Source organism: Peribacillus sp. NPDC096622, from assembly GCF_044762665.1.
GTDB classification, from domain to species: domain Bacteria; phylum Bacillota; class Bacilli; order Bacillales; family DSM-1321; genus Peribacillus; species Peribacillus frigoritolerans_B.
Map to the genome: position 1 here is coordinate 166,878 of NZ_JBIWES010000004.1, position 24,950 is coordinate 191,827.

Here is a 24,950-nt window from a genome sequence, read left to right on the forward strand (position 1 = left end):
CTTCCAGTCATGCTTATAAAATAAATCAATTAGCCCAGAGCGCAAACAAGCCTTCTGTTACACCCAATTTGTATATATAATACAGTCCGAATGCAAAACTTATAGCTCCCGCCAGTTTGATGAAGATTCGGTTTAAAACGATGTCCTTTCCATTCAAAGCGAACGGTATGCCTAGTATAGTTGTAAAGCACAGCATGCCAATAATTGTCCCTGCGCCAAATATAATGATATAGATGGATCCTTCGCCTATACCGGTTACGGTCGACATCGTTAGAATGACCATTGCGGCACTGCCCGCGAGACCATGGACGAAACCAATTAAAGCAGACACCAAAAAAGGCCGAAATCTATCTTTGTCGCTCGTGATATCAGGGCAAGCTTTAAATAAACTTCTCGCCCCTAGCATAACGAGCATAATACCAACGCCGAATTCCAACGTCATGCTTAACGAAACTGGAATTTCCCCTTTCATCCAAATGAATAGCATACCTGTTAGAAACAGCGTACATGTATGGCCTATTCCCCAATACACCCCCGTAAGAGTGGAACGTGATAATTTTTTCGTATTTCCTGCCGTGGTTGCTACTGCAATTACATGATCCGGTTCTAACGAATGCTTTATCCCCAATAGGAATCCTAATGTAAGAATCGACACCAAACTCATTTCTCTTCGACCTCCCCGAGACACTTCCAAACTTCTTCATACACCCTTTTAAGAGGTATATTGTTCTGTACGGCAATTTTACGGCAATCTTCATATTCAGGTGCCTGCTGTATGGATAAGCCCTCATGGAACCCTCCCTTTATCGTCACTTCCCCCCATTGTGTATGTACTTGTAAAAAAGATCGTTCAAGCCTGTGCACGGTAAGCGGATAGTAGCGTATCCCGAGAGTCGTCGTTTCAGAAAATAATACCTTCTTAATTTTTGAAATCAACTGTTGTGAGCAGAGAAGCTGCAATAACACCCCCGGTCGATTTTTTTTCATATAGATTGGCGTATAAAATACATCATTTGCTCCTGATTCGAACAACAAATCCATTACATGGCCAAGCCATTCACCGGAAATATCATCTAGATTCACTTCCATTTTCACCATTTGTTCATCAAGATGCTCATGATCAGGCGGGCGGTTCATTGAGTCTCTCCTATGATAACGCGAAGGACGTTCGGATGATTTTCAAATGTTTTTGTGCCGGCACCATAGCCAATCGATTCGACAGTCATGGCTGGAAGCGAGCCGAATGTTTCAGCTAAAACCGAAGCTATGGCAGCACCAGTCGGCGTTGCTAATTCAGAACGAATAACGTTAGAGGCAATCGGTACCCCTTTTAATATTTCAAGCGTGGCAGGAGCAGGAACCGGATATATGCCGTGATCAATATGTATATGTCCAGATCCCGTTGGAATGGCTGATGACTGAACCGATTCAATACCTATCTGATCAATTAAAATCGCTGTACCGATTATATCTATTATCGAATCTACCGCTCCTACTTCGTGAAAGTGTACTTTTTCCAGTGGAAGCCCGTGTATACGCCCTTCCGCTTCACCAATCTTCTTGAAAATGGCGAGTGACATGTTCGTTACCGATTCATTAAAGTTTGCGACTTTGATTGCCTCCACTATTTGTTTGTAAGTACGGCTGTCATGATGGTGATGAAGCACATGGCTATGGCTGTGTTCATGAACGTGGCTGTGTTCGTGTCCTTGACTGTGGCTGTGTTCGTGTCCTTGACTGTGGCTGTGTTCGTGTTCATGACTGTGGCTGTGATCAAATGGTTGCTCTGATTTACTGGTAAGAATGACATCAAATTTAGTACTCGTAATGCCATTTTTGACGACCTTCCTCCAAGACAGAGTATATTCTTCATCCATGTTCAGCTTTTTTAACTCTTTTTCCATTTGTAAAGGGTCTGCACCTGCATCGATCAACGCTCCAATTACCATATCTCCGCTTATGCCGGAAAAGCAGTCAAAATATAATGTCCTCATCATCATTGATCTCCTTTTCATGTACAAGTTTGTAAATAAGCGCTGCATTGTATGCTGCACCAAATCCATTATCGATGTTCACCACACTTACACCTGATGCGCATGAATTGAGCATTGATAAAAGTGCAGATAAACCGTTAAAATTCGCACCGTAACCGATACTTGTCGGCACAGCAATAATTGGATTCGTGACAAGCCCTCCTAAAACACTCGGAAGTGCCCCTTCCATCCCCGCGACACAAACTGATACGGTAGCACTTCTTATCTCGTCTATATTATCAAGGAGGCGATGAAGCCCGGCAACGCCTACATCGTATATACGCCTGACGGGAATACCTAGAGTTTCGGCCGTCACGGCTGCTTCTTCAGCAACGGCCAAATCTGATGTCCCGGCGCATACTATTGCAATATATGCCCCGATGGATTTCGGCTTTTCTTTAACCCAAGCAAGTGTCCGTGCAATCTCGTTATACTCAAAATCACTACATACATTTTGTACAAATACTGCTTTTTCCAGGGAAATGCGAGTCACAAGAACAGAATCATTCCTTATCCGCAGCGATTGGACAATCGTTAAAATCTGTTCGGCAGTTTTACCTTCTCCAAACACGATTTCGGGAAATCCTTGTCTCCTTTTACGATGATGATCGATTTTTACAAACCCTAAATTTTCATATGATTCAAGTTTTTTCTTGGCCTCCACTGCTGTCAATGAACCATTTTGAACCTGCTCCAAAATATCGTCAATCATGACATTTCTTCCTTTTTAAGAGCTATATTCATACTTCCGCTTGTATATCCAGTGAGATCCATTGATACATACTTATAACCAAATTGCTTTAGTCGTTTTGTGATCGCCACATGGTATTGAAGCACTCGCGGCATATCAATGGGTTCAACCTCAATTCTGGCAGTATCCTCTTGCGTCCTGACTCTTACTTGGTGAATATCCAACGATTTTAAGTAAGACTCTGACTTATCCACTTTCGTCAATTTTTCCTTTGTAATGATATCGCCGTATGCAATACGTGATGAAAGGCAAGCAAATGAAGGTTTATTCCAGGTTGGCAATCCGGCTTCCTTGGATAATACTCTTATTTCTTCTTTGAATAAATCGGCTTCTAGAAGTGGTCCCCTGATTCCTTTTTCTTTAGCTGCTTTCATGCCTGGACGAAATTCGTTAGCATCATCAGCAATAACCCCATAAATAATATTATTGAATTCATATTCTTCAAGAATAGGAAGCAGGTTGTCAAATAAACTACTTTTACAAAAATAACAGCGATTTTGATCATTTACAGTGTATCCAGGGATGGCTAACTCCGAAGTTTGAATGACATGATGTTTGGCACCAATCCATTTTGATAGCATAAGGGCTTCTTTTAACTCACTCGATGGATAGGTTTCCGAATCTGCTGTAATGGCTAACACATTTTCATAACCCAAAGTATCGATAGCGACCTTGAGCAAAAACGTGCTGTCCACCCCTCCTGAAAAAGCGACCACAACCGACTCCATTTTTTGGAGAATATCCTGCAGATTTCTGTACTTTTCTAGTAACATAGCACTTTTCCCCTTTCTGGTTTGTCTGAATTTATCCCACTGTCCACAAGCAATAACACCCTTGATGGACCACAAAAAGATTGAAAAGGAGGAAATATCACAGTCGTACTTTCATTTCCGGCTCTTATTGAACTGGTAATCATATAAGCGACGGACGACTTTAGCTTTGTACGATAGCTGAAAATTTTTTTGCCGTTTCTGCCAGCCTGTCGTAATCTTCACCTGTATTCAATTTCGCGGGATTGATCAATGAACCACCGAGTCCCGCCGCGATGGCCCCTGCCTTAAAAAAAGAAGCGAGGTTGTCAAGGTTGACCCCGCCAGTTGGCATTAGAGGGATGTGAGGAAGCGGCCCTTTAAGATTATTAAAATAGCTAACACCAAGTGCATCTGCCGGAAAAACTTTAATAATGTCAGCTCCATGCTCATAAGCAGTCAATATTTCGGTTGGTGTGAGTGCCCCAGGGATACTAATAACGCCATAGCGCTTCGCCATTTTAATCGTTTGGACATTGAAGGTTGGAGAAAAGATGAATTCCGCTCCCGCCATGATGACCGCACGGGCCGTTTCAGGATCCAATACTGTTCCGGCACCCGCAATTATATCATCACCGAACTCCTCTTTTACTCTATCAATTAAACGGCACACTTTGGGTGTTTCTACTGTAATTTCGAGAGTTCGGATGCCTCCTTCCTTCAAGGCTCGAGCGATTGGTATAATTTGATCGGGGCGTGCACCGCGAATGACGGCTACCAGCTTCCCATGTTTAAGCTCTTCTAGTTTAGTCATTTTTTCCACCTTTCTACCTCGTTACATCATCTGTGACGCCACTCATGAACAAATTGAGGTCTGCACGGAACGGCAAACCCTCCACATCGCCATTTACCATCGTAACCATTGCTCCCATGGCATTTCCACGTCTTACGGCTTCATCTAGCGGCAGGCCATCCAGCATGCCTGAAAGTACACCGGATGCAAAAGCATCCCCAGCACCGATGGGATCAATGACCCGTTCAACAAAGAATCCAGGAACGTATGTTTTCGGTACAGACGGGGCAGAAATTAAACAGCCTTCTTTGCCCAATTTAAGTAAGACTGTTTCGACACCGAGTTCATGGAAGTGATCGACAAAATCTTCCGGAGAATGGGAACCGTATAAAAATTCAGCTTCGGTCACCCCAGGCATGACGATATCACTTTCCGAGGCGTACTTTGTTATGATGTGACGTGCTTCATTTTCATCACCCCATATTTTCAAACGAATATTCGGATCGAAGACGATTTTTGTTCCGGTTTCTTTAGCAATGCGGATTGCTTTATCCAAGAGCGACTGACACGAATTCCCCAGTGCAGGGGTAATCCCGGTAATATGGAGATAAGCGGCGTCTTGAATGGCAATTTCCGATAGTAATTCTGCTGTCATTTTGCTAGCTGCCGAGTCTTTCCGGTAATAATAAACTCTAGTATCATTCAGCCGTCTGAATTCTTTAAAAAAAACCCCGGTAGGTGCATCAGGGTCACGAGTTACATATGACACATCAACGCCTTCTCCGCGAATAAACGATTGCATGGCATCTCCAAATTCATCCTCGCCGAGACGGCTTATCCAGCGTGACCTATGACCGAGTCGGCTTAACCCGATTGCAACATTGGATTCCGCACCGCCAAACTTCATTGAAAACGATCGGGCGTGGCGAAGTGGGCCTTCTTCATTCGGGGTAAACACTGTCATTGTTTCACCGATGGTTACAACATCCATATCATCATCCTCTTTCTCTTATCATGCTTTTACGTGATTAGAAAGCGTGCCGATCTTCTCAATGCTAATGTTTATCCGGTCACCATTTTTCAACCAGATTTTCGGATTCCGCCCCATTCCAACGCCAGGTGGCGTACCAGTTGCAATCAAATCACCAGGCATTAGTGTCATGGACTGTGATAAAAATGATATGATTTTCGGAACCGTAAAAATTAGGTTACTTGTATTTGAATCCTGCATAATTTCACCGTTTAATTCAAGCTTAATCGCTAGTTTGTGGGGATCGCCCACTTCATCATGTGTAACGATAACAGGACCTAATGGTGCAAATGTGTCTGCCGTTTTGCCCCTTGACCACTGCCCGTCCTGAAATTGCAAATCTCGCGCACTTATATCATTCATAATTGTATAGCCAAAGACGTATTCAATTGCCTCATCTTCTGATACATGTTTCGCTTCTCTTCCAATGACAAACGCAAGTTCTGCTTCAAAGTCGACCTCGTTTGAATTAATTGGGATTTCAATCGCATCATTATGACCTGCAATCGCATTCGAATATTTTGAAAAAATGACTGGCGAAACAGGCGGCTCCATCCCCGTTTCCTTGCAATGATCAAAATAGTTAAGTCCTACGCAAATGATTTTATCCGGCTTTGCGATTGGCGGCAGGATTTTCACTTCTGACGGTTTGAATATAGCATCCTCATTCATCCGTTGCTCGATTAACTGTTCAGCACGTGTGCGTAACTCGCTGCTTCGTTCTATGAATTTTTTCATGCAAGCAGGAAATTCTTCTGGACCGAGAGCCGTTAAGCTGATAATTTGATCATCTTGAACAAGACCGATGTGCTGTTCGGTTTGCACGGAAAAAGTTGCTATTTTCATATTTTTCCCCTTTCTTAGGTTAATGCGTATGGTGTTTTTTCCCCTTTTAAGACCTGAATGATATTTCTTGCTGCTTTTTGACGAAGTTCAACCATCGCTTCCTCAGAATACCAGGCGCTGTGCGGCGTAATGATGACATTGTCCATTGTGAGTAGCGGGCTATCGATTCGGACCGGCTCATTTTCTGTCACATCAAGTGCTGCACCTGCAATGATCCCTTTTTCAAGTGCATCAGAAAGTGCTTTTTCATCGATTATCGGTCCACGTGCCGTGTTAATGATGACCGCATTTCTCTTCATCTGTTTAAGGCGCTCCTCATTGATCAGGTGGTATGTATCATCAATTAAGGGCACATGGATCGACAAATAATCGGCTTCGCCTATAATTTCGTCGAGATCCATTTTTTGAACCCCGACAGCAGCCATGTCTGCCGCCGATACGAAAGGGTCATAAGCAGCGGTTTTAAAACCGAGCGGTTTCACCTTTTCAATGAAACGGCGCGGAATCCGGCCAAAGCCTAGAACCCCAACCGTTTGTTCGTTAAAACGGTGAATCGGGACACACACTTTGAAGTCCCAGTTACCTTTTTTCACTTCCTTATTTAACAGTGTCACTTTCCGCGCCGACGAAAGTAAAAGTGCCAATGCATGATTCGATACTTCTTCCATGCCATAATCCGGTACATTGGCGACAGTAATCCCCTTTTCTTTAGCCGCATTGAGATCAATTGTATTGACGCCAACCCCATAGCGGGAAATGATTTTGGTGTTTTCAAGCGACTCGATGACTCGCCGTGAAATAGGAGCATATTGATTTAAAATTGCATCCACTTCTTTTGCCTGCTCCGTTACTTCTTCTTCAGTTTTGCATTGCGCTTTGATGAAATCGATTTCCAGACCGCTTTTTTGAAAAATCTCTTCTTCATATTTCAAATGGTCAAATTCGTAATCCGTTAATAATATTTTAAAGGGCATTTGGGCTCAACTCCTTTCTTGTAATACCAGACATCTATTTCGCTGCTGCCTTTTCAATTTTTGCAATACCGAGTCCTTCTGCACCGAGTTTCGATGTTTTGGCTTCTGGAAAATATCGTTCGATCATTTGAATACCAATTGCGGCACGACGTACACGTTCTTGAGCGAGTGAGATGTTCGTACTTTCCCATTGTTTCCCTGATGGGTATACATCCGGGTGATTACGAAGACCGAATTTGATATATACAGGCGCCAATACACGGATAATTTCCGGTATTTCATAATAGCGAAGAAAACCGCCGAAGGTATCCGGAACTTCAACGTATAAATCAATTGGAATGTTTATTGATTGCCGGATTGCTGCAAGTTTAGGCAGCGTTAATGCAGGTGGCACGTTATAGGTATCCGCTCCGATGTCTTCCATTAATTTAACGGATACTGGATTGGATGAACCCATTTGAACCGATACTTTTACAACAAAGTCTTCCGGAAGCTGTCCGAATTTTTTCATTTCTTTCGTTAAAAGGAGGAGTCCTTCATCCGCAACCAACGCACCGCGAAGACCAAGTGCAGCTCCTCTTTTCAAGTCTTCCATGGCATAAACAAGCTGGTCGGATCCTTCATGGCGGATTCCCTGGGATTTTCCTCCTGGCGTAAGCGGTCCTGCGCTGACATCCCATGAACCCCTGGGACCGACAAACAAACTGAGCTCCATGCCGCGCTCTGCTGTCATTTCACACATTTCTTTAATCTCTTCATCCGTTTGAAGCATGATGCCGCTGCCCTGAGATATTCGGTGAATGGTCAAACCGAGTCGGTCAATTTCTTTCAATGTTTCTTTTAGTGCCGCTGGACCTTCTACACTTGGCAGTTCAACGCGGTATTGAGCACCGTCCGGAAATGTTTTCGTTGATGTAGGAAGTTCTTTAAGATCAGTTGATGGGTAGCCTAATTTTTCGAGCAAGTCGCGTGATTCTTTCATTTTTGGACGCCTTCTTTCATATTTATATTTTTTAAAAGAGCAGCTACTTTGTCACTCAAATCATCAGGGTATACATCGCATGGGGCACGGTGTCCAGCCGCAACGTCAAACCAGCGCTGATGAACCGCTTCTTTCATGGCTGTAAAAAATGTCGGACCGTAATTGTACACATCCATCAGTTTTGAAATCACTTGATGATTTTTCTGTGCTTCAGCGAGATCACCTTTATGATACGATTCATATAAATGTACGGATATTTCCGGGGCAAAGACAGCGCTTCCATTAATGCTTCCCGCTGCACCAATCATTTGAGCCGGAAGCAAATGCTCGTCAAACGCGGAGAAGACTCTGAAATCACTGCGAACTTTCTTCACTTCCGCCAGCACTTGACGAAGGTGGCCGAAATCACTGACCGTCTCTTTAATACCTGCAATGTTTGAATGATCTTGGGCTAATTTTTTAATCAATTCGATTGATAAATTTTGTCCGGTCAAGAGCGGGATGTTATAAATGAAAACTTGCAGATTAGTATGATTCGCTACGCTGGAGAAATGTCGATATAATTGCTCGTCAGACAGCTTCCAGTAATATGGGTTTACTACCAGAACGCCGTTCGCTCCATGCTCTTCTGCATATGAAGTCAGTTCTTGCACCTCTTTTAATGCGGTATGCCCAACGCCGACCATAACTGGCACTCGTCCATTAATGTGCTTTAACATTTCACGTACATATAATTTCCTTTCTTCCGTTGTAAGTGATGAGAACTCACCTGAACTACCCATTAACAAAATACCGTCAATATTCCGTGAGATTAATAGGTCGATATACCTTCTGTTCAACTCCATATCCAAGTTCCCCGTTTCATCAAATAAGGTGACTACCGGTGGAATGATGCCATAAAAGTCCATTATTTCCCCTCCTTTTATTACCATTCAGCGATACTCCCATCTTCATTACGCCAAATTGGGTTTTTCCAATCATGTCCAGTCTCTGCTGCCTGCATCACTTTCTCCTCATCGATTTCCACCCCGAGACCCGGATTATCCGGAATGTTCACATAACCATCTTCATAGTCGAATAATTCTGGATTTTTCATATAATCGAGGATGTCCATGCCTTCGTTGTAATGAATACCAAGGCTTTGCTCCTGAATAATGAAATTTGGTGTCGTTGCGTCCAAATGAATGGATGAAGCAAGAGTCATCGGACCGAGCGGGCAGTGCGGCGCAATCGCTACATCATACGCTTCCGCCATTGCGGCAATTTTTTTTCCTTCTAAAATACCACCTGTATGAGACAGATCCGGCTGAATTATATCGACATAACCATCCTGAAGTAGCTGCTTAAAGCCCCAGCGCGTATACATCCTTTCACCCGTTGCAATGGGACACGTAGTATGCCAGGCAATCTCACGAAGTGCTTCATTGTTTTCCGGGAGCACCGGTTCTTCAATGAACATTGGACGGTATGGTTCGAGTTCTTTCACAATCACCTTTGCCATCGTTTTATGAATCCTCCCGTGAAAATCCACACCGATGCCAAAGTCTTTGCCAACCGCTTCCCTAATTGAAGCAACGCGTTCGATGACCGCTTCCACTTTTGAAAAGCTATCTATGTAATTCATTTCTTCTGATGCGTTCATTTTGACTGCAAGGAATCCCTTCTTCTGTTTTTCTTTTGCGGCAGCAACTACATCCATAGGTCGGTCTCCTCCGACCCATGAGTACACTTTAATTTTTTGACGTGCTTTGCCGCCGAGCATTTGGTATACAGGGATATTGAAGTATTTTCCTTTTATATCCCATAGTGCCTGTTCAATTCCGGAAATGGCACTCATTAAAATTGGCCCCCCACGGTAAAATCCACCTCGATATAGCGTTTGCCAGATGTCTTCAATATCGTTTGGATTTCTTCCGATCAAATAATCGGTCAATTCGTTGACTGCTGCTTTAACCGTTTCAGCTCGCCCTTCCACGACAGGCTCTCCCCAGCCGGAAATGCCTTCATCCGTATCGATCTTTAAAAACAGCCAGCGGGGTGGAACTTTGTATAAAGATATTTTTATGATTTTCATCAAGCACCTCGCATAAATTTTTTGGAAGAAAGAGAGATTTTGGAAACCTCTCTTACTCTAGTTAAGAACCTTTAATAAAAACCGTTTTTATGGCTGTATAAAATTCTTTCGCCGCTTCACCTTGCTCTCGCGAACCCGTGCTCGATGCTTTCATACCCCCGAATGGGGCTTGCAACTCTACGCCCGCGCTTTCAGCGTTAATGCGGACAAGACCTGCTTCAATTTCATCAATGAAATCCAAAATTGAGCTAATATTTGATGTGAAGATTGATGCACTCAATCCGTATTTCGTATTATTTGCCAAGTCAATCGCTTCAACAAGATCGGTTGCTTTCATAAGCGCGATAACTGGTCCAAAAATTTCTGCCTGTGCAATCTCCATTTCGGACGTCACGTCTTCAAAAATCGCTGGTGTGATGAAAAAGCCCCTACCATAGTCTCCGCCAGTTAATATCTCCCCGCCATATATGAGTTTTGCGCCCTCCTGCTTACCTTTTTCAATGTACTGCGTCACCGTATTGAACTGACTTTCGCTTGCACAGGGTCCCATCCAAACTCCATCTTGAAGGCCGTTGCCAACCGTTATTTTCGCTGCTGCTTCTACCAGTTTTTGCTTAAAAACATCATAGACCGATGATTCAACAACAACACGACTTGAAGCTGTGCATTTCTGGCCGGAAGAACGAAATCCACCGCTGATGACCGCCTCGACAGCTTGGTCGATGTTTGCATCTTTCGTTACGATGACTGGATTTTTTCCACCCATTTCAAGCTGATATTTTATGCCGCGGGCGGAAGCTGATTTTGCGACGCTCTGACCGACACTTTCAGAACCGGTAAATGTGATCGCATTCAAAAGCGGATGATCGATGAGTCCTTGACCGATGATCGACCCTTTACCGGTAATAAAATTCACAACACCCTCAGGGAAGCCTGCTTTGGTAAAGCATTCCATGACTTTCGCAGCTGTAACGGCTCCCTCCGTAGCAGGTTTCCATACGATTGTATTGCCATAAACAAGAGCTGGAGCCATTTTCCAGATCGGTATTGCAACAGGGAAATTCCAAGGTGTGATTATCCCTACAACACCTAGGGGGGTTCGTTTCGTAAACATTAGGGCATCTTTATCGGATGATGGTATAACATCCCCGTCTTTCCGCATCCCTTCCCCAGCATAGTAACGCAGGATTGCAACACCTCGTGCCGTTTCACCCTTTGCTTCCGGTAACGTTTTACCCATTTCGCGAGTCATGGTTTCAGCAATTTCATCCAGATTTTCTTCCAATATATTGGCCGTTTTATAAAGGATTTGTCCACGTGCAGATTGCCCGAGCCTGCGCCAATCCCTTTTTGCCTTGTGCGCTGCAGCTACAGCTTTGTTCAAGTCATCTTCGGTTGAGCTTTGTACGTAGCCAACCGGCTCTTTGTCCGCAGGATTAATACTTTCGATTGTATTTCCAGAAGATGCATTCACCCACTCATTATTAATGAAATTTTTATATGTTTTCGTTGCAAATGTAGTTGATATCATAATCATTAGCTCCTTTTACGTTTTAGAATGTCGGTCCAATTCTCCAAATACCAAAGTCATGCTGCTTTAATATCTCCGCTTTTGTTAGTTTTCCGTTTGAAACGTGTTGAATTTCTTCCATAATGCGCCTGCCCACTTCATCAACGGTTTCTAATCCATCGACAATCGTACCAGCATTTAGATCCATATTTTCATTCATCTTGTCAAACATTGGTGTATTAGTTGAGATTTTAATGACGGGTGAAATAGGAGAACCTGTTGGCGTGCCTCTTCCACTAGTAAAGAGAACGATTTGGGCTCCGCCTGCGACCATGCCTGTCAATTGCTCAATGTCATGGCCAGGCGTATCCATCCATACTAGCCCTTTTTTTGTGGGCACCTGGGCATAATCAATGACTTCTTCCAATCTTGTTGTACCTGATTTTGTCGCTGCACCCAGGGATTTTTCTTCTAGTGAGCTGAGACCTCCCTCAATGTTTCCCGGACTTGGATTTCCGGTGCGGATGTCTACGCCCATTTGAATCGAGCGGTCTTCCATCATTTTAATAACCGCATAAGCTTTTTTTGCTACCTGGTCGTTTGCCGCCCTGTTTGCGATCAAATGCTCTGCACCGATGAGTTCAGTCGTTTCCGCTAATATTGCGGTTCCCCCTTGCTGAACTACCAAATCGCTTGTACGTCCGACTGCCGGGTTCGCCGATAAGCCGGAGCATGCATCCGACCCACCGCATTCTGTGCCGACAATCAGCTCGCTAAAATCACATAATTCCCGTTGCACCATCGAGGCATCCTGGACCATTTTGACCGCAATTTTAGATACTTCGGCAATTGTTTGAAGAGTGCCGCCATGATCCTGGATCGATACAGTTTCCACTGGCTTACCGCATTTGGCAATTTCATCCCCAATACGGTGCGCCTGATGTGTCTCACAGCCAAGCCCGAGTACTATGACACCATATACATTTGGATTCATTCCCATCCCCGCATAGGTTCTGGCCGTTTGATCATAATCAGTGCCCACTTGCGCACAGCCATGCTGATGAATGAATGTGACGGTTCCGCTCACCAATTCTGTGACGCGCTGTGCTGTTTGAGTTGCACATGTTATCGTTGGCAAAATCAGTACGTGATTCCGTACACCGACGCGGCCATCCGGACGACGGTAGCCCCAAAACTGCACTTTTTCATTCAGCAATTTTGTCACCTCTTCCTCTTTTGCCTTCTAAATTGTGTACATGAACATGTGCACCAGCGGGAATAAAAGCTGAGGCTGCACCTATGACTTCCCCATATTTAATTATGTCTTCTCCTTGTTCGATGGCTTTGACTGCGAACTTATGCCCAAAACGAATCGGTTCAAGAATGGGTACGACAAGTTCTTCAAGGTCTGACTTCACAACAACTGATGTATTTGCAGGGATTTCGGATAAAGCGACAGCTACACTATCTTTCCTACTTAAGTAAAGTGTTTTATATTCGCTCATTTTGTCACCCCTTAAATGGTTTGAACTGCTTTACTTTGGATAACCGGGTTGTTTAATACCCCAATCCCTGGTATTTCGATTTCAATCCGGTCATCGCCTTTCAATGTAAATTCATTTGGCGGAACCACGCATGTACCTGTAAGTAAAACCGATCCATCAAAAATAGTGTTATCTAAAACTAAATAGTCGACAAGCTCTTCCAATTTTCGTTTCAATTGGTTTACTTTCGCTTCACCTTCAAATACTTTTTCTTCATTTCGAAAAATCCGGCACATGATTTTAAGCTCATATGGATCCTGAACAGCCTCTTTTAACAAGATGGCCGGTCCAATGGAACAAGAGTTTTTCCAAACTTTTGCCTGTGGGAGATAAAGCGGATTTTCACCTTCAATATCACGGCAGCTCATGTCATTACCTGCGATATATCCGAGTACCGTTCCCTTTTTATCGATGACAAGACCAAGCTCAGGCTCCGGAATTTGCCACTTTGAATCTGAACGCAAGTATACCGGGTCATTCGGGCCTACGGTTCTTGCTGCAGTCGATTTAAAGAAAATCTCAGGACGCACTGCATCATAAACTTTGTCATAGAAAGTTTGGCGGTCCAGCTTCCCTTGCGTAGCTTCGTAGTTACGTGCTTCCTTGCTTTTCTTATACGTAACGCCAGATGCCCATACTTCCGGTGCGTCGATAGGCGTAGTTAATTGAAGACCTTCCAATGGCTGCTTTTCCCCTTCGGCGACAACTTGTTTTACAATGTCAAACGCAGTTCTGTTTTCATGGCGTGCCGTTGAAATCAACGACATAAAATCCATAAATGGAAGGTCCACCACATTGTTTTCGTTTGTCACGGCAGCAAGTTGTTTTTTGTTTTCATTTACATAGCGAATAATTCTCATTTGCTAGTTCCTCCTAATGGCAGACCTCTTTTTATATTTTTTGATATTCATATCCGAGCTCCTGCGAAATTTTACTGCTGCATTCCTTTAAGAGACGTACATAATACTCATGTGTTTCTTCGTTTACTTTCGAAGCAGGCATCGATACACTCATTGCAGCGATTACCTTTCCTGAATAATCTTTTATCGGTACGGCAAGACAGAAAATGCCCGGTTCATTTTCTTCATTATCTATTGAATACCCATTAATGCGTACTTTTTCGATTTCTACTAAAAACTGCTCCTTGGATCTAATCGATCTTTCTGTCGGTCCCGTATAATCATAGCCTTCCAAGAGCAAATCCAGTTCACTATCCGTTTTCGTTGCAACAAGAGATTTGCCAACTGCACTTGTATGAATTGGAACACGCCGGCCAATACGGGAATACAGGACCGTTACCCCAGTACCTTCCACTTTATCGATATAGACACCTTCCTGCCCGTCCAATATGACAAGGTGCAGCGTTAAATTCGTTGTTGCTGAAACCCATTCAAGATGTTTTCTGGCTACGTTGCGCAAATCGAGATGGGTCACAACAACGCTTCCCCTCTCCATTAACTTTAATCCCAGCGAGTATTTTCCATTTTCTTCACCTTGTGAAATATAGTGATGCTCCTGTAAGGTTTTTAAAAGTGAATGAACCGTACTTTTATGTAAATTCATTCGTTTACTTATCTCCGTGATAGTTAGTTCGCGCTCACGCTCATCAAATAAATCCAATATTTTCAAGGCACGCTCCACCGATTGGATGATAGGCATCGTTCCTCACTCCTTTAATTATTCTGTCTACCTTTATATTATCGGATTTTTGACGAGCATTCCTCACTTTATTTCTACTTTTTTTCCTTGGAGAAAAATATCCTGTTCGTAATCAAGTACTGCATCCTCAATGACAGCGATTGGAACCACACCATTTGCTGCATCTGTATGTCCTAACATCCTGTTGCTGGCCGCAACCATTTTTTGTCTAGCTTTCATCCGTTGCTTGCGTTCAGCTGCTAACGATTGTCTTTCTTTTTTTAAATGATCAGTAAAATCATGAACAACCTTTCCTGAATGAAGTTGAGTAGCATCGACTAAATCAATCCGTCGATCACGAAGTTGAAGGTGAATTACATCCCCTGATTTAAGTAAACCAATTCCGCCACCTTCATACGATTCCGGTGTCATATGTCCTATAGCAGCACCATATGTGACTCCTGAATAGCGGCCGTCGCTTATGATTGTAGCGATTTTTTTCATAACACGATTTGCATTGATGTGTTGCATTGGTGTAAACATTTCCGGCATTCCAAATGCCACTGGCCCCTGTCCTGAGATAATAACCGCAATTTTCAATGTGCCTTCTTCAACCATCCTGTCAAATAACTCCCCATAGGTAGCAGTTTTTAGAAGCGACCATTCAGGCTCATTGTTGTATTTAAGAGATTCGAGCAATAGATTATGTCCGAATAGCTTTTGCTCTTTTATCTTTGAAAGCAGATTAGAATCGAGCAGGCTTTTATTTGCATCATCTTCATTTTCGTAATAAAGGACAAATGCCAGTTTATCATCGAATTGGTCAAGCTGTGGTGTCGGCATTCCGCTGATTTTTACAACGGCGCTTTCAAAAAAGTTTCCTTTTAATACATCAACACCACTGAATCCACGGCGTGGGCTGGATAAAATCACCTGATTTTCCTTTACATTAACCGCTTTTAGGCTTTTTGTAATCGAAAGACGTTCTTTCCAAGTTTTTGCGGCGACAGTCGGTGCATCATGATCCATTGGTACACCATTCTCAATGAGTTCATAAAAAAGTGTTTCCATTCCCCTGCTTGTCCCGCTGCAACACTGCATTGCAAGTGAATAAATGTCCCTACCTTCTGTCAAACTGTAATCAAATAAGTCAGGAATTGGATGTAAATGGTGAATGCGGTCAAGGTCCCATAAACTGAATTTGTATCCCGCATAAAGCATGCCTGCGACAATATGCATCATTAAGTTAGTAGAACCACCCGAAGCGCTGTGAATGCGGATTGCATTTTTTATGTTCGCAGCGACAATGTTGGCCACACCGTAGCGCTCTTCGTTTATCATGCCGGCAAAACTATCAAGTACAGAGTTAATCTGGCGTTGTGTTGGAGGATCGGTTAACAGCTCAACGGCTGGATGGACGAGACCCATGCCTGCCACTAAATGACGTGAACTATTCCCCGTACCATTGAAGGCACATACACCTCCCTGCCCGTCACATGTTGCGACTGCAAGTCTCATTTCAAAATATTTATGCTGTTCCTTCGTCAATATTCCTCGTTCATAGGCCCGTTCAAACACGCCCTGGAATGCAGTATTCGATGAACATTGCAATATATATGCCATCGTATCTCGTAAATCAATGGCTACATCGGCTGCGCCTTTACTTTCCGCATTTTTCGCAAGAGTTTCCAATTCTTCAATCACGTCTTCTGGAATCGAACCGCCTTCTAAAACGTGAGCAGGTGCGAATGTTGCGAAAAATGGTGCTTCACCTCGGTTGCGGCGAACTCGATCAACATGTGCTAGTGCACTTACAACACCAAGAGGCTGCTTATCACACCCTTGAATGACAAATGCACCATGATAACTGTGAGCTTCTAGCTGGTTGACAACCATTTGTGCAACTGCGTTTCGGCTCTGGAGAGAGTAACTCATTCCTTGATTGTTTTGCGCAGTGCCATCACACATTACCGGTGTCGAGAAATGAAACGGCACGCCGCCGTTTTGCCAGATGCGGATTGCTGCCCGTGCCGACGTTTGGTAATCCATTATATGGGCCGGGTGATCGGACGAGCCACCGATAATTGCGATACGCGGGGCATTCCTTTCTAGCCGCAAATAAATTTCTTCAAGCGTCCAATCAGGCTTGCCCCCTTCATATGTGGCTCCAAGCGTCAGCTTCGAGCGGTCCAACAGCCCCGCAACCGTAATGGGTTCATTTGCTTTTCCCTGTACATTATCGCGGTAAGGGTTTATTTCGTTATCAATGAGGGGATATAGGTGTGTCATTTCAGCACTCCTTTTCTGGTTTCAAATGAATTCTTCCGTTCTATAAAGATCAGTTTAAGTCCAGTACCAATTCTTCTGGGTCTGACAAGATCTCTATATCTTTAATTTTTAAAGCTTCTTCCATCATGCTTTCAGAAATCCAAATTTCACCGATTTCAAGAGTGTTTTTAATTCTTACTACTCTCACTTTATTCAAATCGAAGGCATTGCACGTTTTGATGGCTGCTTTTACAGCCAATTCCTGCGTATCCAAAAACATCGGGAGCTTTACTACATCTGTTACTGTGCTGGTGAGTGCATTTGCATACCCTTTTTCCCATTCTATTTCATTCATGACGGCTTTTGTCGTCATATCTGCCATGCCGATGCCGTTAGCATTACCGTGAGTTTTTTCAGTAAGTCCGAGTACAACGGTCCGTTTAACGTCTGGCCCCCCGGTAGCATATGGTGTGGCGAAGTTACCCGTTATATTCGGGTCCATTCCATCCCCCGAAATGTCCTTTCCGAGTTCATTTACAATAAGTACGTCCATCGAATCGAAATGTATTTTCGGCATCAATGATTTTGCTTCAAGCAATAGTCCCGGCTCCACTTCCCCCAGTTCCTCTGCTGGGACTGCGACGATTTTCGCTGGTTTATCATAAGCATTTTCAATCGTCGCGAGACCAAATATGATAGGAGCTTTTGACAAGGAAATCTTCGCCATTTCAGGGACATGTTCCGCCATATACTTAAAGCTGTATGCATGTGCAGCTTCGGCTCCCTTTTGCTTGCCTAAACCGATTGTAATCATTTTCATAAGTCCGCTTTCAACTGGTCCGCGAAATGCCGTATGCGGTTTTATCCGATTAATGACTATGATTTTATCGGATTCATATGCAAGCTTATCAATATAGACAGGGAGGCCATTTGGCAATTCATCCAGTTTAATAACTTCCATCGATGACCTGATTGGCGCTCCAACCGCCTCTTCTGAAATACCCAGCTGAAGCAACACATCGATTTGCCCTTCCGCCGTGGCACCACCATGGCTTCCCATTGCAGGTACGATGAAAGGATTGCCACCAGCCTCCATAACGGCAGCCACCGTTTCTCTTACTAAAGTAGGAAGGTCCGCTACCCCCCTGCTGCCTACTGCAATTGCCACCCTGTCATTATCTTTTATTCTTGATAAGACACCTGCTTCCTTAATCGCTTTCTCCACCTCACCAGCTACATCAGCGATTTGTGGGGTACGAAATTTCTGCCTCACTTTGACCATTTTCGGTAATTTGATTTCACGTAATAGTTCAGAGATGATATCCATTTTCGTTCCTCCAGACAGAATGGATTATTTACCGCGTACTTTTTCAACTTCGCTCATCATTTCTTTTACTAGATCTTGTCCAAATTTCTGAGCATATTCATCCGTCACTGGTTGGATGGCTTTCTTCATTTTTTCCATTTCTTCCGGCTCTACTTCATTGATTTTCATTCCTTCTTCTTTTAGATACTTAAGTGCTTTTTCATTTTCTTTTTGGTTAACTTCCCGTTGATACTTTCCAGCCTCCTGTGCGGCCTCACTCATGATTTTTTGCTCTTGTTCTGAAAGGTCATCCCAGAACTTTTTACTTACAAGGAATACAAATGGTGTATAAACATGATTTGTAAGACTTAAGTATTCCTGCACTTCATTATATTTTTGCGTTTGAATCGTTGCGAGTGGGTTCTCCTGACCATCAACAGTGCCTGTTTCCAAAGCAGTGAATACTTCAGAGAAAGCCATCGGCGATGGATTAACACCCAACTTGGAAAATGCATCTAAATGCACTTCATTTTGCATGGTACGAAGTTTAAGTCCTTTGAAATCCTCAGCCGTTTTAACAGGGTGTTTGCTGTTGGTTAAGTTTCGGAACCCGTTTTCCCAGTATCCCAAACCTACTAAATCATGTTCCGGTAATTTATCCAAAAGCTTTTGGCCTACTGAACCATCAAGTACTGTATAAGCTTCCTCTTCATTATTAAAGACAAATGGGAAATCATAAATTCCAAATTCCTTAATCATACCGACAAGTGGAGAAGTTGAAGGTACTGTTACTTCCTGTAAACCGCCTTGAAGTGCTTCTGTCATTTTCTGATCATCTCCAAGGGTGGCATCAAAAAAGTTTTTGACTTTCATTTTCCCGCCGCTTTTTTCTTCAAGGAGTTCTTTAAATTTTTCCATCCCCTGCCCTTGTGGGTGCATTTTACTATTTCCGATTCCTGCTTTAATCGTTCTTTCCTGTATACCATCAGCTGTGGCGCTTTCATTTTGTCCGCTTCCGCAAGCGCTTAATAGTAGTACTGAAGGCAGTAAAACTCCAACCGCCAAACGTTTGAACAATTTATTCATTTTCATTTTCCTCCTATAAAATAAGATGAATACCAGGATACAGACCCAAATATTTGTTTAATTCCGTTAGGAGGTAAACCATTCTAGAGGAACCAGCACTATGGAAGGAAACAAAATCAACAAGATCAATACAATTACTTCCACGAGCAAGAAAGGCCAAATCCCCTTCATGATTTCTTCCATACTGATCTTACTTATGCCGCACATGACATTTAACACGGTTCCGACCGGTGGTGTAAGTAAACCGATGGCATTATTCAGGATAAACAGGACACCAAAGTAAACGGGATCAATCCCTGCAGCGACCACCAAAGGCATCAAGACAGGTGTTAGAATAAGGATTGTCGGCGTCATATCCATAGCGGTTCCAACAACGATAACCAATAAGTTTATCATTATTAATAGAAGGAATGGATGCTCCATAAATGGCTCCAGTAATCCAATTACCTGACCAGGTAAATCGGCTACAGTTATCAGCCAGGATGATACGAGAGCTGCAGCGACCAGAAACATGACAACACTCGTCATTTTTCCTGCATGTACAAAGACCTCATACAAATCTTTCACTTTCATTTCACGATAGATTACAAGACCGACAAAAATTGCGTAGACTGCCGCCACCACTGCCGCTTCAGTCGGTGTAAATAAACCGAATTTCAATCCACCAATGATAATGACGGGCAGGAATAGAGCCCAAATGCCTTGACGAAGTGAAGTAAGTATTTCTTTTGTTGAAGCACGGGGGTTAACGGCGACTTTATCTTTTCGTGCGACAATGGCCCAGGTAACCGTAAGTCCAACCGCCAGTAAAATTCCTGGAACGATTCCTGCCATAAACAGCTTTGTAATGGACACACCACTCGCGACACCAAAAATGATAAAGCCAATACTTGGCGGAATGATCGGGGCAATGATACCACCTGATGCAATCAATCCACTTGATCGGTTCACATCATAACCGGACTTCACCATCATTGGAATTAATATAGCCCCAAGCGCTGCAGTATCGGCAACAGCAGATCCTGATAAACTCGCAAACAGCACACTCGCTATGATCGCAACGTAGCCTAGGCCTCCCTTGATATGGCCAACCAAGTTCATTGCCATCTCAACGATACGCCGTGATAATCCGCCCCTATTCATCGCCTCTCCTGCCAGCATAAAGAACGGTATGGCCATTAGAGGGAAGTTATCGGCGCCACTGATTAGATTTTGTGCGATTATTTGACTATCAAAAATACCAAGGAAATACATTAACACTACGCTACTTACAAGTAAGGCAAAGGCAATCGGTATTCCAAGTCCCATGGCTCCCAGTAAAGATCCGACAAATACACCTATCATCCCTGTTTCTCCTCCTTACCGATCCTAATATCTGAAGCGAATTCATCAGCATGGAGAGAAATTAGCTCTTCTGACTCACTTATCATCACCAATTCATCGTCTTTAATTTTATTGAAGAAAACTCGATACAAATTGAAAATGATCATGCTGCCCATTGAAACACTCACAAGAATACCTGTCCCATATACAAATGCCAGTGGCATGCCAGTGGCCGGTGCAGTACTATCAATGTTTATCAATGTCATTTTCCAGCTGCCATCCAAGATCAGGATAAGAACGAATAACATCATCAAATCACTAATAACAAGAACCACTTTTTTCATCTTATTCGGGAGCCGTTTGATGACCATATCGACACCTAAGTGTTCTTTGTTTTTGAAAGTTCCGATGGCGCCAAGGAACGTCAACCAAATAAAGAGATACCTTGACATTTCTTCTGACCAAGTAATTCCTGAATTAAAGAAATAACGAAGAACTACATTACCAAACACGAGTACGACCATTATTGCTAAAGCAACTGCCATAATAATGTTCAACGAATTTTCCATGATTCTGGATATTTTATTCACCTATACATCTCCCCCTTCCTATCTAGAGCGCCTTCTTCATTCTGCTTTTATTTTTCCGACCAGCTCCTCCGCCCAGTCATTTTTCTCAAAGACTTCATCATAAACAGGTTGAGATGCTTTTAACATTTTTTGTGAAAAGTCTTCGTCAGGCTTAGTGAATTTGATTCCATTATCCATTAGATATGCTTTGTCATCTTCATAACTTTTTTCCATCAAATCAAACTCATATGCTGCCGACTCCTTTGCTGCTTTTTGAATGATTTTTTGTTGCTCCTTTGTTAGCCCTTTGTAGAATTTGCTATTGATAATGTAAATATTGGGGCTGAACATATGCTTGGATTCCAGTACATCACTTTGAACTTCATTCCACCCCGAGGATCTCAGCGTGGCAATGGGATTGTCTTGGGCATCAACAACCTTTTGTTCAAGTGCGGTAAAAACTTCTGAAATAGGCAATGGGCTAACGTTTGCCCCCAATGATTCACCTAATTTTATGTAATTCGGGATGTTCGGCATTCTGAGTTGAAGTCCGTCAAAATCTTTCATACTCTTAATTTGACGATTACTCGAAAACATCCTAAATCCATTTGCACTCCATGCAAGCGGTGTCACTCCATGCTTTGGATCAAGCTCTTCTGTTAATTCCTCTCCGATAGGTCCATTCAATACCTTCTTTACATGATCGTAATCCCTAAATAGGAAGGGCCATTCCGGAACACCCATTTTAGGAATGTCCGACTGCATAATAAGCCCAGGGACACCCATTTCGATTGTTCCGTTTCTGACGCCGTCATAAAATTCTTTTTCTGCACCTAATGTACTGTTCGCATAAATCCGAACCTCTAGTTCACCATTACTCTCCTTTTCAACCACTTTTTTGAATTTTTCTTTCAAAGCAATGTTTTGAGGATGATTTTCAGCAAAATAATGTGCCACTTTAATAGTTTTCTTTTCTACTCCAGATCCACTGGTTTTTTCTCCTTCACTTCCACTACATCCTGATAAAAGGAATGCCATTGCAAGAGTTAAGCTTGTGGAAAATACAAAAAGCTTTCTTTTTTTCAATAAAAACCCTCCCCATTTTTTGTAAGCGTTATCATTATGGCTAATCTTAAAAACTTCTCCTCATCCTTGTATAAGCAAAAAACAAATTGTTTTATAATATAAAACTCTGTTCTTGTTTTATTCGGAGTAAGGAAAAAACAATTCACCTCTAATTACGTTTTCACAAGTTGATTCAACTTTTAAACGATTACTTTAATAAAATAAAAGGTAATTTGTTCTATAATATAAAACTCAGTTTTTATATTTGAAATCTTACGTTGATTATAAGCTTCCATTTTTACTAATGTCAAACCATTTTTTGAATTTTATAACAATTTAACAATTACCCTATTTCACTAATTAATATTTACAGGATTGGCATTCATGAGATTTATTGAATGAGAAGGGAAAGATGAAATTCGTTCATTACTATACTAGGATATTTATAGGATAGAAAAAATCAAATAATTTCAGGTTTTCCTTAAAATACATTCATTACGCCCCCCTCTTACAACAGGTTAAAGAATAAAGCCATAAAAACTCCTTCCGAAGGTTTTAAAAGATCTCATTAAATATATTTAATTATTACCGATATATAAATTATGGTTAATATATAACACGGGGAAGGAATAAACAAAGATGAATAAACTCAGTACGAAAATAGGTTTTGTTCTTTTGACAGGCATGATCATTACATTGATTGGAAGTTTACTATTAATGTATAAAAGTACAAATGATACAGTTGAGAAAACAATCGCCATGAGCAGCTTAGACATAGCAAGCAACATCTCTCAAGGAATAAATCCAACATCTTATGCTGATTTTTTAAGTAATCAATCCGAAACCTCTACATATTGGGAGATACGCGGGCAGTTAAATGATTATAGACAAAAAACTGGAGCATTATATGTATATACATTGGGGATTAACGAAAATAGCGAAAAAGTCCATATTCTTGTAGACGGAATGGGTAAGGGAGATAAAAAAGCATCTCCCATTTTAACGCCCACAACCGCTACTTCATTTCAGGATGTAGAAAGCGTCATGAAGGGAAAGGTTTCTACCACTTCCATCATTCATGATCCTGAATATGGTGACTATTTATCCGTTTTTGTTCCCATAAAGAAAGGGAACGAGGTTATTGGTATTCTAGGGGTGGATATTGATGCCAGCAAAGTCGATGCTACGGCCAGCAAGGTTCTGGGTGGCATCCTTCCCCTGACGATAATAATCAATGTAATCTTAATGGCGATTGTGGTGGGGGCCTTAATATGGTTCTTGACTAGGAAGTTAAGCCCGCTTCTCAAGGTCAGCTTGGCTGCAAAGGAAATTTCAAATGGGGATTTATTAACAGCCAATAAACTGATTAGCAACACAAGGGTTAAGGGAAACGACGAAATCAAAGTTTTAGTTAAATCCTTTGAGGAAATGATCACCAATACAACTATGATCGTCAACTCCATGAAAAGCTCATCATTCCAGCTATTGGAATCATCAAGTGATATCGAACACAAAATTAAAGAAATGGATACTTCCACGCAATATATCGTTAATGGGATTCAGCAAGTTGCAGGAGCTGCGGAAGTACAATTGCACAGAAGTGAAGAATCATCGAGGGTCATCGAGGAAATGACTATAGGTATACAAAGAATTGCCGAAGCTTCTTCAGAAGTCAGCGAACAGACAAATCATGTTTCAACTAGGATGTCCATTGGAAATGAAGATATAAATGAACTCTCAAATCAAATTCTGCAAGTAAAAGATGTGATGCGGCAAACAAGTTCAAAAATAAAGAATTTGGACGAACAAGCAAATGAGATTGTGAATATTGTACATTTAATTACAGGAATTGCCGAGCAAACCAACCTGCTATCCCTAAATGCAGCCATTGAAGCTGCTAGAGCCGGTGAACAAGGTAAAGGTTTTGCGGTGGTATCGAACGAGGTACGGAAATTGGCAGTAGGTACGAAGGAATCTGCAATCAATATTCAAGAGTCTCTACTTCATTTTAAATCCATCATAAATGAATCAGTGAAAATGATGGAAACTGGAACTAAAGAGGTAGAGGAAGGGACAAAATTTGTGCTGAATACAAGAGAAACTTTTAAACAGACTATAAAATCTTTTGAGCATGTTAGTGATCAGATTCAAGAAATATCAGCCATTACAGAGCAAATGGCAGCAAGTTCTCAGGAAATCAATGCTTCGATAGAAGATTTTGCAGGATTGACAAGGGAAACTGCAGTGGCTTCAAAGCAAGTGGCACAATCAACCGATCAACAAGCGAAATCAATGGAGGACATTTCCTTCTCCACCTCTTCGATGGTAAAGCTTGCTAATGACCTGGAAACATCTGTTGAACGGTTTAATGCTTAAACATCTTGAACCACCATTCTATTACTATATTAA

Annotated in this window: 24 protein-coding genes; 1 reads left to right on the plus strand and 23 read right to left on the minus strand. The window is 42.3% G+C overall.

Features of this window, described 5'->3' with window-relative positions; genetic code table 11:
• Nucleotides 1–25: 25 nt before the first annotated feature.
• The 23 genes from ACIQYG_RS09675 to ACIQYG_RS09785 form a co-directional block, all read right to left on the minus strand.
• Nucleotides 26–664: a DUF4833 domain-containing protein gene (locus ACIQYG_RS09675; protein WP_402837462.1), complete on the minus strand. Its 639-nt coding sequence runs from the start codon at nucleotides 662–664 to the stop codon at nucleotides 26–28.
• Complete coding sequence (larC2, locus tag ACIQYG_RS09680; protein ID WP_402837464.1) at nucleotides 661–1,137, minus strand: nickel pincer cofactor biosynthesis protein LarC2; 477 nt, start codon at nucleotides 1,135–1,137, stop codon at nucleotides 661–663. Before larC2 ends, ACIQYG_RS09675 begins: the two co-directional genes overlap by 4 nt.
• A complete protein-coding gene (gene larC / locus ACIQYG_RS09685) occupies nucleotides 1,134–1,994 on the minus strand; it encodes a nickel pincer cofactor biosynthesis protein LarC (RefSeq protein WP_402837898.1) in 861 nt (286 codons plus the stop codon). The genes larC2 and larC overlap by 4 nt, the downstream gene beginning before the upstream one ends.
• On the minus strand, nucleotides 1,975–2,745 hold the full coding sequence (larB, locus tag ACIQYG_RS09690) for a nickel pincer cofactor biosynthesis protein LarB (RefSeq protein ID WP_402837465.1): 771 nt from the start codon (nucleotides 2,743–2,745) through the stop codon (nucleotides 1,975–1,977). The genes larC and larB overlap by 20 nt, the downstream gene beginning before the upstream one ends.
• Nucleotides 2,742–3,557: an ATP-dependent sacrificial sulfur transferase LarE gene (gene larE, locus ACIQYG_RS09695; RefSeq protein ID WP_402837467.1), complete on the minus strand. Its 816-nt coding sequence runs from the start codon at nucleotides 3,555–3,557 to the stop codon at nucleotides 2,742–2,744. Before larE ends, larB begins: the two co-directional genes overlap by 4 nt.
• 160 nt (nucleotides 3,558–3,717) lie before the next feature.
• Entirely contained in the window at nucleotides 3,718–4,347 is a 630-nt protein-coding gene (locus ACIQYG_RS09700; RefSeq protein WP_402837468.1) for a bifunctional 4-hydroxy-2-oxoglutarate aldolase/2-dehydro-3-deoxy-phosphogluconate aldolase, read from the minus strand.
• Nucleotides 4,348–4,360: 13 nt separating this feature from the next.
• Entirely contained in the window at nucleotides 4,361–5,317 is a 957-nt protein-coding gene (locus tag ACIQYG_RS09705; RefSeq protein ID WP_402837469.1) for a sugar kinase, read from the minus strand.
• A 21-nt stretch (nucleotides 5,318–5,338) separates the two neighbouring features.
• Nucleotides 5,339–6,202 carry a fumarylacetoacetate hydrolase family protein gene (locus tag ACIQYG_RS09710; protein ID WP_402837471.1) on the minus strand — a complete coding sequence of 288 codons (864 nt, stop codon included), beginning with the start codon at nucleotides 6,200–6,202 and terminating at the stop codon, nucleotides 5,339–5,341.
• A 14-nt stretch (nucleotides 6,203–6,216) separates the two neighbouring features.
• Complete coding sequence (locus ACIQYG_RS09715) at nucleotides 6,217–7,176, minus strand: C-terminal binding protein (protein ID WP_402837473.1); 960 nt, start codon at nucleotides 7,174–7,176, stop codon at nucleotides 6,217–6,219.
• A gap of 34 nt (nucleotides 7,177–7,210) precedes the next feature.
• The gene (locus ACIQYG_RS09720) at nucleotides 7,211–8,158 is read right to left on the minus strand and encodes a hypothetical protein (protein WP_402837475.1); all 948 of its coding nucleotides are present in this window, start codon (nucleotides 8,156–8,158) and stop codon (nucleotides 7,211–7,213) included.
• Entirely contained in the window at nucleotides 8,155–9,066 is a 912-nt protein-coding gene (locus tag ACIQYG_RS09725; RefSeq protein ID WP_402837477.1) for a dihydrodipicolinate synthase family protein, read from the minus strand. Before ACIQYG_RS09725 ends, ACIQYG_RS09720 begins: the two co-directional genes overlap by 4 nt.
• Before the next feature lie 17 nt (nucleotides 9,067–9,083).
• The gene (dgoD, locus tag ACIQYG_RS09730; RefSeq protein WP_402837479.1) at nucleotides 9,084–10,232 is read right to left on the minus strand and encodes a galactonate dehydratase; all 1,149 of its coding nucleotides are present in this window, start codon (nucleotides 10,230–10,232) and stop codon (nucleotides 9,084–9,086) included.
• A gap of 61 nt (nucleotides 10,233–10,293) precedes the next feature.
• The gene (gene gucD / locus ACIQYG_RS09735) at nucleotides 10,294–11,763 is read right to left on the minus strand and encodes an alpha-ketoglutaric semialdehyde dehydrogenase GucD (protein WP_402837481.1); all 1,470 of its coding nucleotides are present in this window, start codon (nucleotides 11,761–11,763) and stop codon (nucleotides 10,294–10,296) included.
• Between the two features lie 22 nt (nucleotides 11,764–11,785).
• Complete coding sequence (locus tag ACIQYG_RS09740; protein ID WP_402837483.1) at nucleotides 11,786–12,958, minus strand: UxaA family hydrolase; 1,173 nt, start codon at nucleotides 12,956–12,958, stop codon at nucleotides 11,786–11,788.
• Entirely contained in the window at nucleotides 12,948–13,247 is a 300-nt protein-coding gene (locus ACIQYG_RS09745; RefSeq protein ID WP_402837485.1) for a UxaA family hydrolase, read from the minus strand. Before ACIQYG_RS09745 ends, ACIQYG_RS09740 begins: the two co-directional genes overlap by 11 nt.
• An 11-nt stretch (nucleotides 13,248–13,258) precedes the next feature.
• Complete coding sequence (locus ACIQYG_RS09750; protein ID WP_402837487.1) at nucleotides 13,259–14,146, minus strand: fumarylacetoacetate hydrolase family protein; 888 nt, start codon at nucleotides 14,144–14,146, stop codon at nucleotides 13,259–13,261.
• Nucleotides 14,147–14,177: 31 nt separating this feature from the next.
• Complete coding sequence (locus ACIQYG_RS09755; RefSeq protein ID WP_402837489.1) at nucleotides 14,178–14,945, minus strand: IclR family transcriptional regulator; 768 nt, start codon at nucleotides 14,943–14,945, stop codon at nucleotides 14,178–14,180.
• 63 nt (nucleotides 14,946–15,008) lie between these two features.
• Entirely contained in the window at nucleotides 15,009–17,213 is a 2,205-nt protein-coding gene (locus ACIQYG_RS09760) for a dihydroxy-acid dehydratase domain-containing protein (RefSeq protein WP_402837491.1), read from the minus strand.
• Between the two features lie 49 nt (nucleotides 17,214–17,262).
• Nucleotides 17,263–18,519 (minus strand): nickel pincer cofactor-dependent isomerase, group 22, encoded by a 1,257-nt coding sequence (locus tag ACIQYG_RS09765; protein WP_402837493.1) that lies wholly within the window; start codon nucleotides 18,517–18,519, stop codon nucleotides 17,263–17,265.
• 24 nt (nucleotides 18,520–18,543) lie between these two features.
• Complete coding sequence (locus ACIQYG_RS09770) at nucleotides 18,544–19,590, minus strand: TRAP transporter substrate-binding protein (RefSeq protein WP_402837495.1); 1,047 nt, start codon at nucleotides 19,588–19,590, stop codon at nucleotides 18,544–18,546.
• Between the two features lie 60 nt (nucleotides 19,591–19,650).
• Nucleotides 19,651–20,928, minus strand: coding sequence for a TRAP transporter large permease (locus tag ACIQYG_RS09775; RefSeq protein WP_402837497.1), 1,278 nt, complete (start codon nucleotides 20,926–20,928; stop codon nucleotides 19,651–19,653).
• Nucleotides 20,925–21,497, minus strand: a complete 573-nt coding sequence (locus ACIQYG_RS09780) for a TRAP transporter small permease (RefSeq protein ID WP_402837499.1) — start codon at nucleotides 21,495–21,497, stop codon at nucleotides 20,925–20,927. Before ACIQYG_RS09780 ends, ACIQYG_RS09775 begins: the two co-directional genes overlap by 4 nt.
• A gap of 36 nt (nucleotides 21,498–21,533) precedes the next feature.
• Nucleotides 21,534–22,562 (minus strand): TRAP transporter substrate-binding protein, encoded by a 1,029-nt coding sequence (locus tag ACIQYG_RS09785; protein WP_402837501.1) that lies wholly within the window; start codon nucleotides 22,560–22,562, stop codon nucleotides 21,534–21,536.
• Nucleotides 22,563–23,180: 618 nt separating this feature from the next.
• Between ACIQYG_RS09785 and ACIQYG_RS09790 the strand changes: the two genes are divergently transcribed.
• Nucleotides 23,181–24,917: a methyl-accepting chemotaxis protein gene (locus ACIQYG_RS09790; protein ID WP_402837503.1), complete on the plus strand. Its 1,737-nt coding sequence runs from the start codon at nucleotides 23,181–23,183 to the stop codon at nucleotides 24,915–24,917.
• The last annotated feature ends 33 nt before the right edge of the window (nucleotides 24,918–24,950 follow it).

Bases quoted from the DNA above. Each gene is read 5' to 3' on its own strand.
- ACIQYG_RS09675 (WP_402837462.1), bottom strand. From the start codon at position 664: ATGAGTTTGGTGTCGATTCTTACATTAGGATTCCTATTGGGGATAAAG.
- larC2 (WP_402837464.1), bottom strand. From the start codon at position 1,137: ATGAACCGCCCGCCTGATCATGAGCATCTTGATGAACAAATGGTGAAA.
- larC (WP_402837898.1), bottom strand. From the start codon at position 1,994: ATGAGGACATTATATTTTGACTGCTTTTCCGGCATAAGCGGAGATATG.
- larB (WP_402837465.1), bottom strand. From the start codon at position 2,745: ATGATTGACGATATTTTGGAGCAGGTTCAAAATGGTTCATTGACAGCA.
- larE (WP_402837467.1), bottom strand. From the start codon at position 3,557: ATGTTACTAGAAAAGTACAGAAATCTGCAGGATATTCTCCAAAAAATG.
- ACIQYG_RS09700 (WP_402837468.1), bottom strand. From the start codon at position 4,347: ATGACTAAACTAGAAGAGCTTAAACATGGGAAGCTGGTAGCCGTCATT.
- ACIQYG_RS09705 (WP_402837469.1), bottom strand. From the start codon at position 5,317: ATGGATGTTGTAACCATCGGTGAAACAATGACAGTGTTTACCCCGAAT.
- ACIQYG_RS09710 (WP_402837471.1), bottom strand. From the start codon at position 6,202: ATGAAAATAGCAACTTTTTCCGTGCAAACCGAACAGCACATCGGTCTT.
- ACIQYG_RS09715 (WP_402837473.1), bottom strand. From the start codon at position 7,176: ATGCCCTTTAAAATATTATTAACGGATTACGAATTTGACCATTTGAAA.
- ACIQYG_RS09720 (WP_402837475.1), bottom strand. From the start codon at position 8,158: ATGAAAGAATCACGCGACTTGCTCGAAAAATTAGGCTACCCATCAACT.
- ACIQYG_RS09725 (WP_402837477.1), bottom strand. From the start codon at position 9,066: ATGGACTTTTATGGCATCATTCCACCGGTAGTCACCTTATTTGATGAA.
- dgoD (WP_402837479.1), bottom strand. From the start codon at position 10,232: ATGAAAATCATAAAAATATCTTTATACAAAGTTCCACCCCGCTGGCTG.
- gucD (WP_402837481.1), bottom strand. From the start codon at position 11,763: ATGATATCAACTACATTTGCAACGAAAACATATAAAAATTTCATTAAT.
- ACIQYG_RS09745 (WP_402837485.1), bottom strand. From the start codon at position 13,247: ATGAGCGAATATAAAACACTTTACTTAAGTAGGAAAGATAGTGTAGCT.
- ACIQYG_RS09750 (WP_402837487.1), bottom strand. From the start codon at position 14,146: ATGAGAATTATTCGCTATGTAAATGAAAACAAAAAACAACTTGCTGCC.
- ACIQYG_RS09755 (WP_402837489.1), bottom strand. From the start codon at position 14,945: ATGCCTATCATCCAATCGGTGGAGCGTGCCTTGAAAATATTGGATTTA.
- ACIQYG_RS09760 (WP_402837491.1), bottom strand. From the start codon at position 17,213: ATGACACACCTATATCCCCTCATTGATAACGAAATAAACCCTTACCGC.
- ACIQYG_RS09765 (WP_402837493.1), bottom strand. From the start codon at position 18,519: ATGGATATCATCTCTGAACTATTACGTGAAATCAAATTACCGAAAATG.
- ACIQYG_RS09770 (WP_402837495.1), bottom strand. From the start codon at position 19,590: ATGAAAATGAATAAATTGTTCAAACGTTTGGCGGTTGGAGTTTTACTG.
- ACIQYG_RS09775 (WP_402837497.1), bottom strand. From the start codon at position 20,928: ATGATAGGTGTATTTGTCGGATCTTTACTGGGAGCCATGGGACTTGGA.
- ACIQYG_RS09790 (WP_402837503.1), top strand. From the start codon at position 23,181: ATGAATAAACTCAGTACGAAAATAGGTTTTGTTCTTTTGACAGGCATG.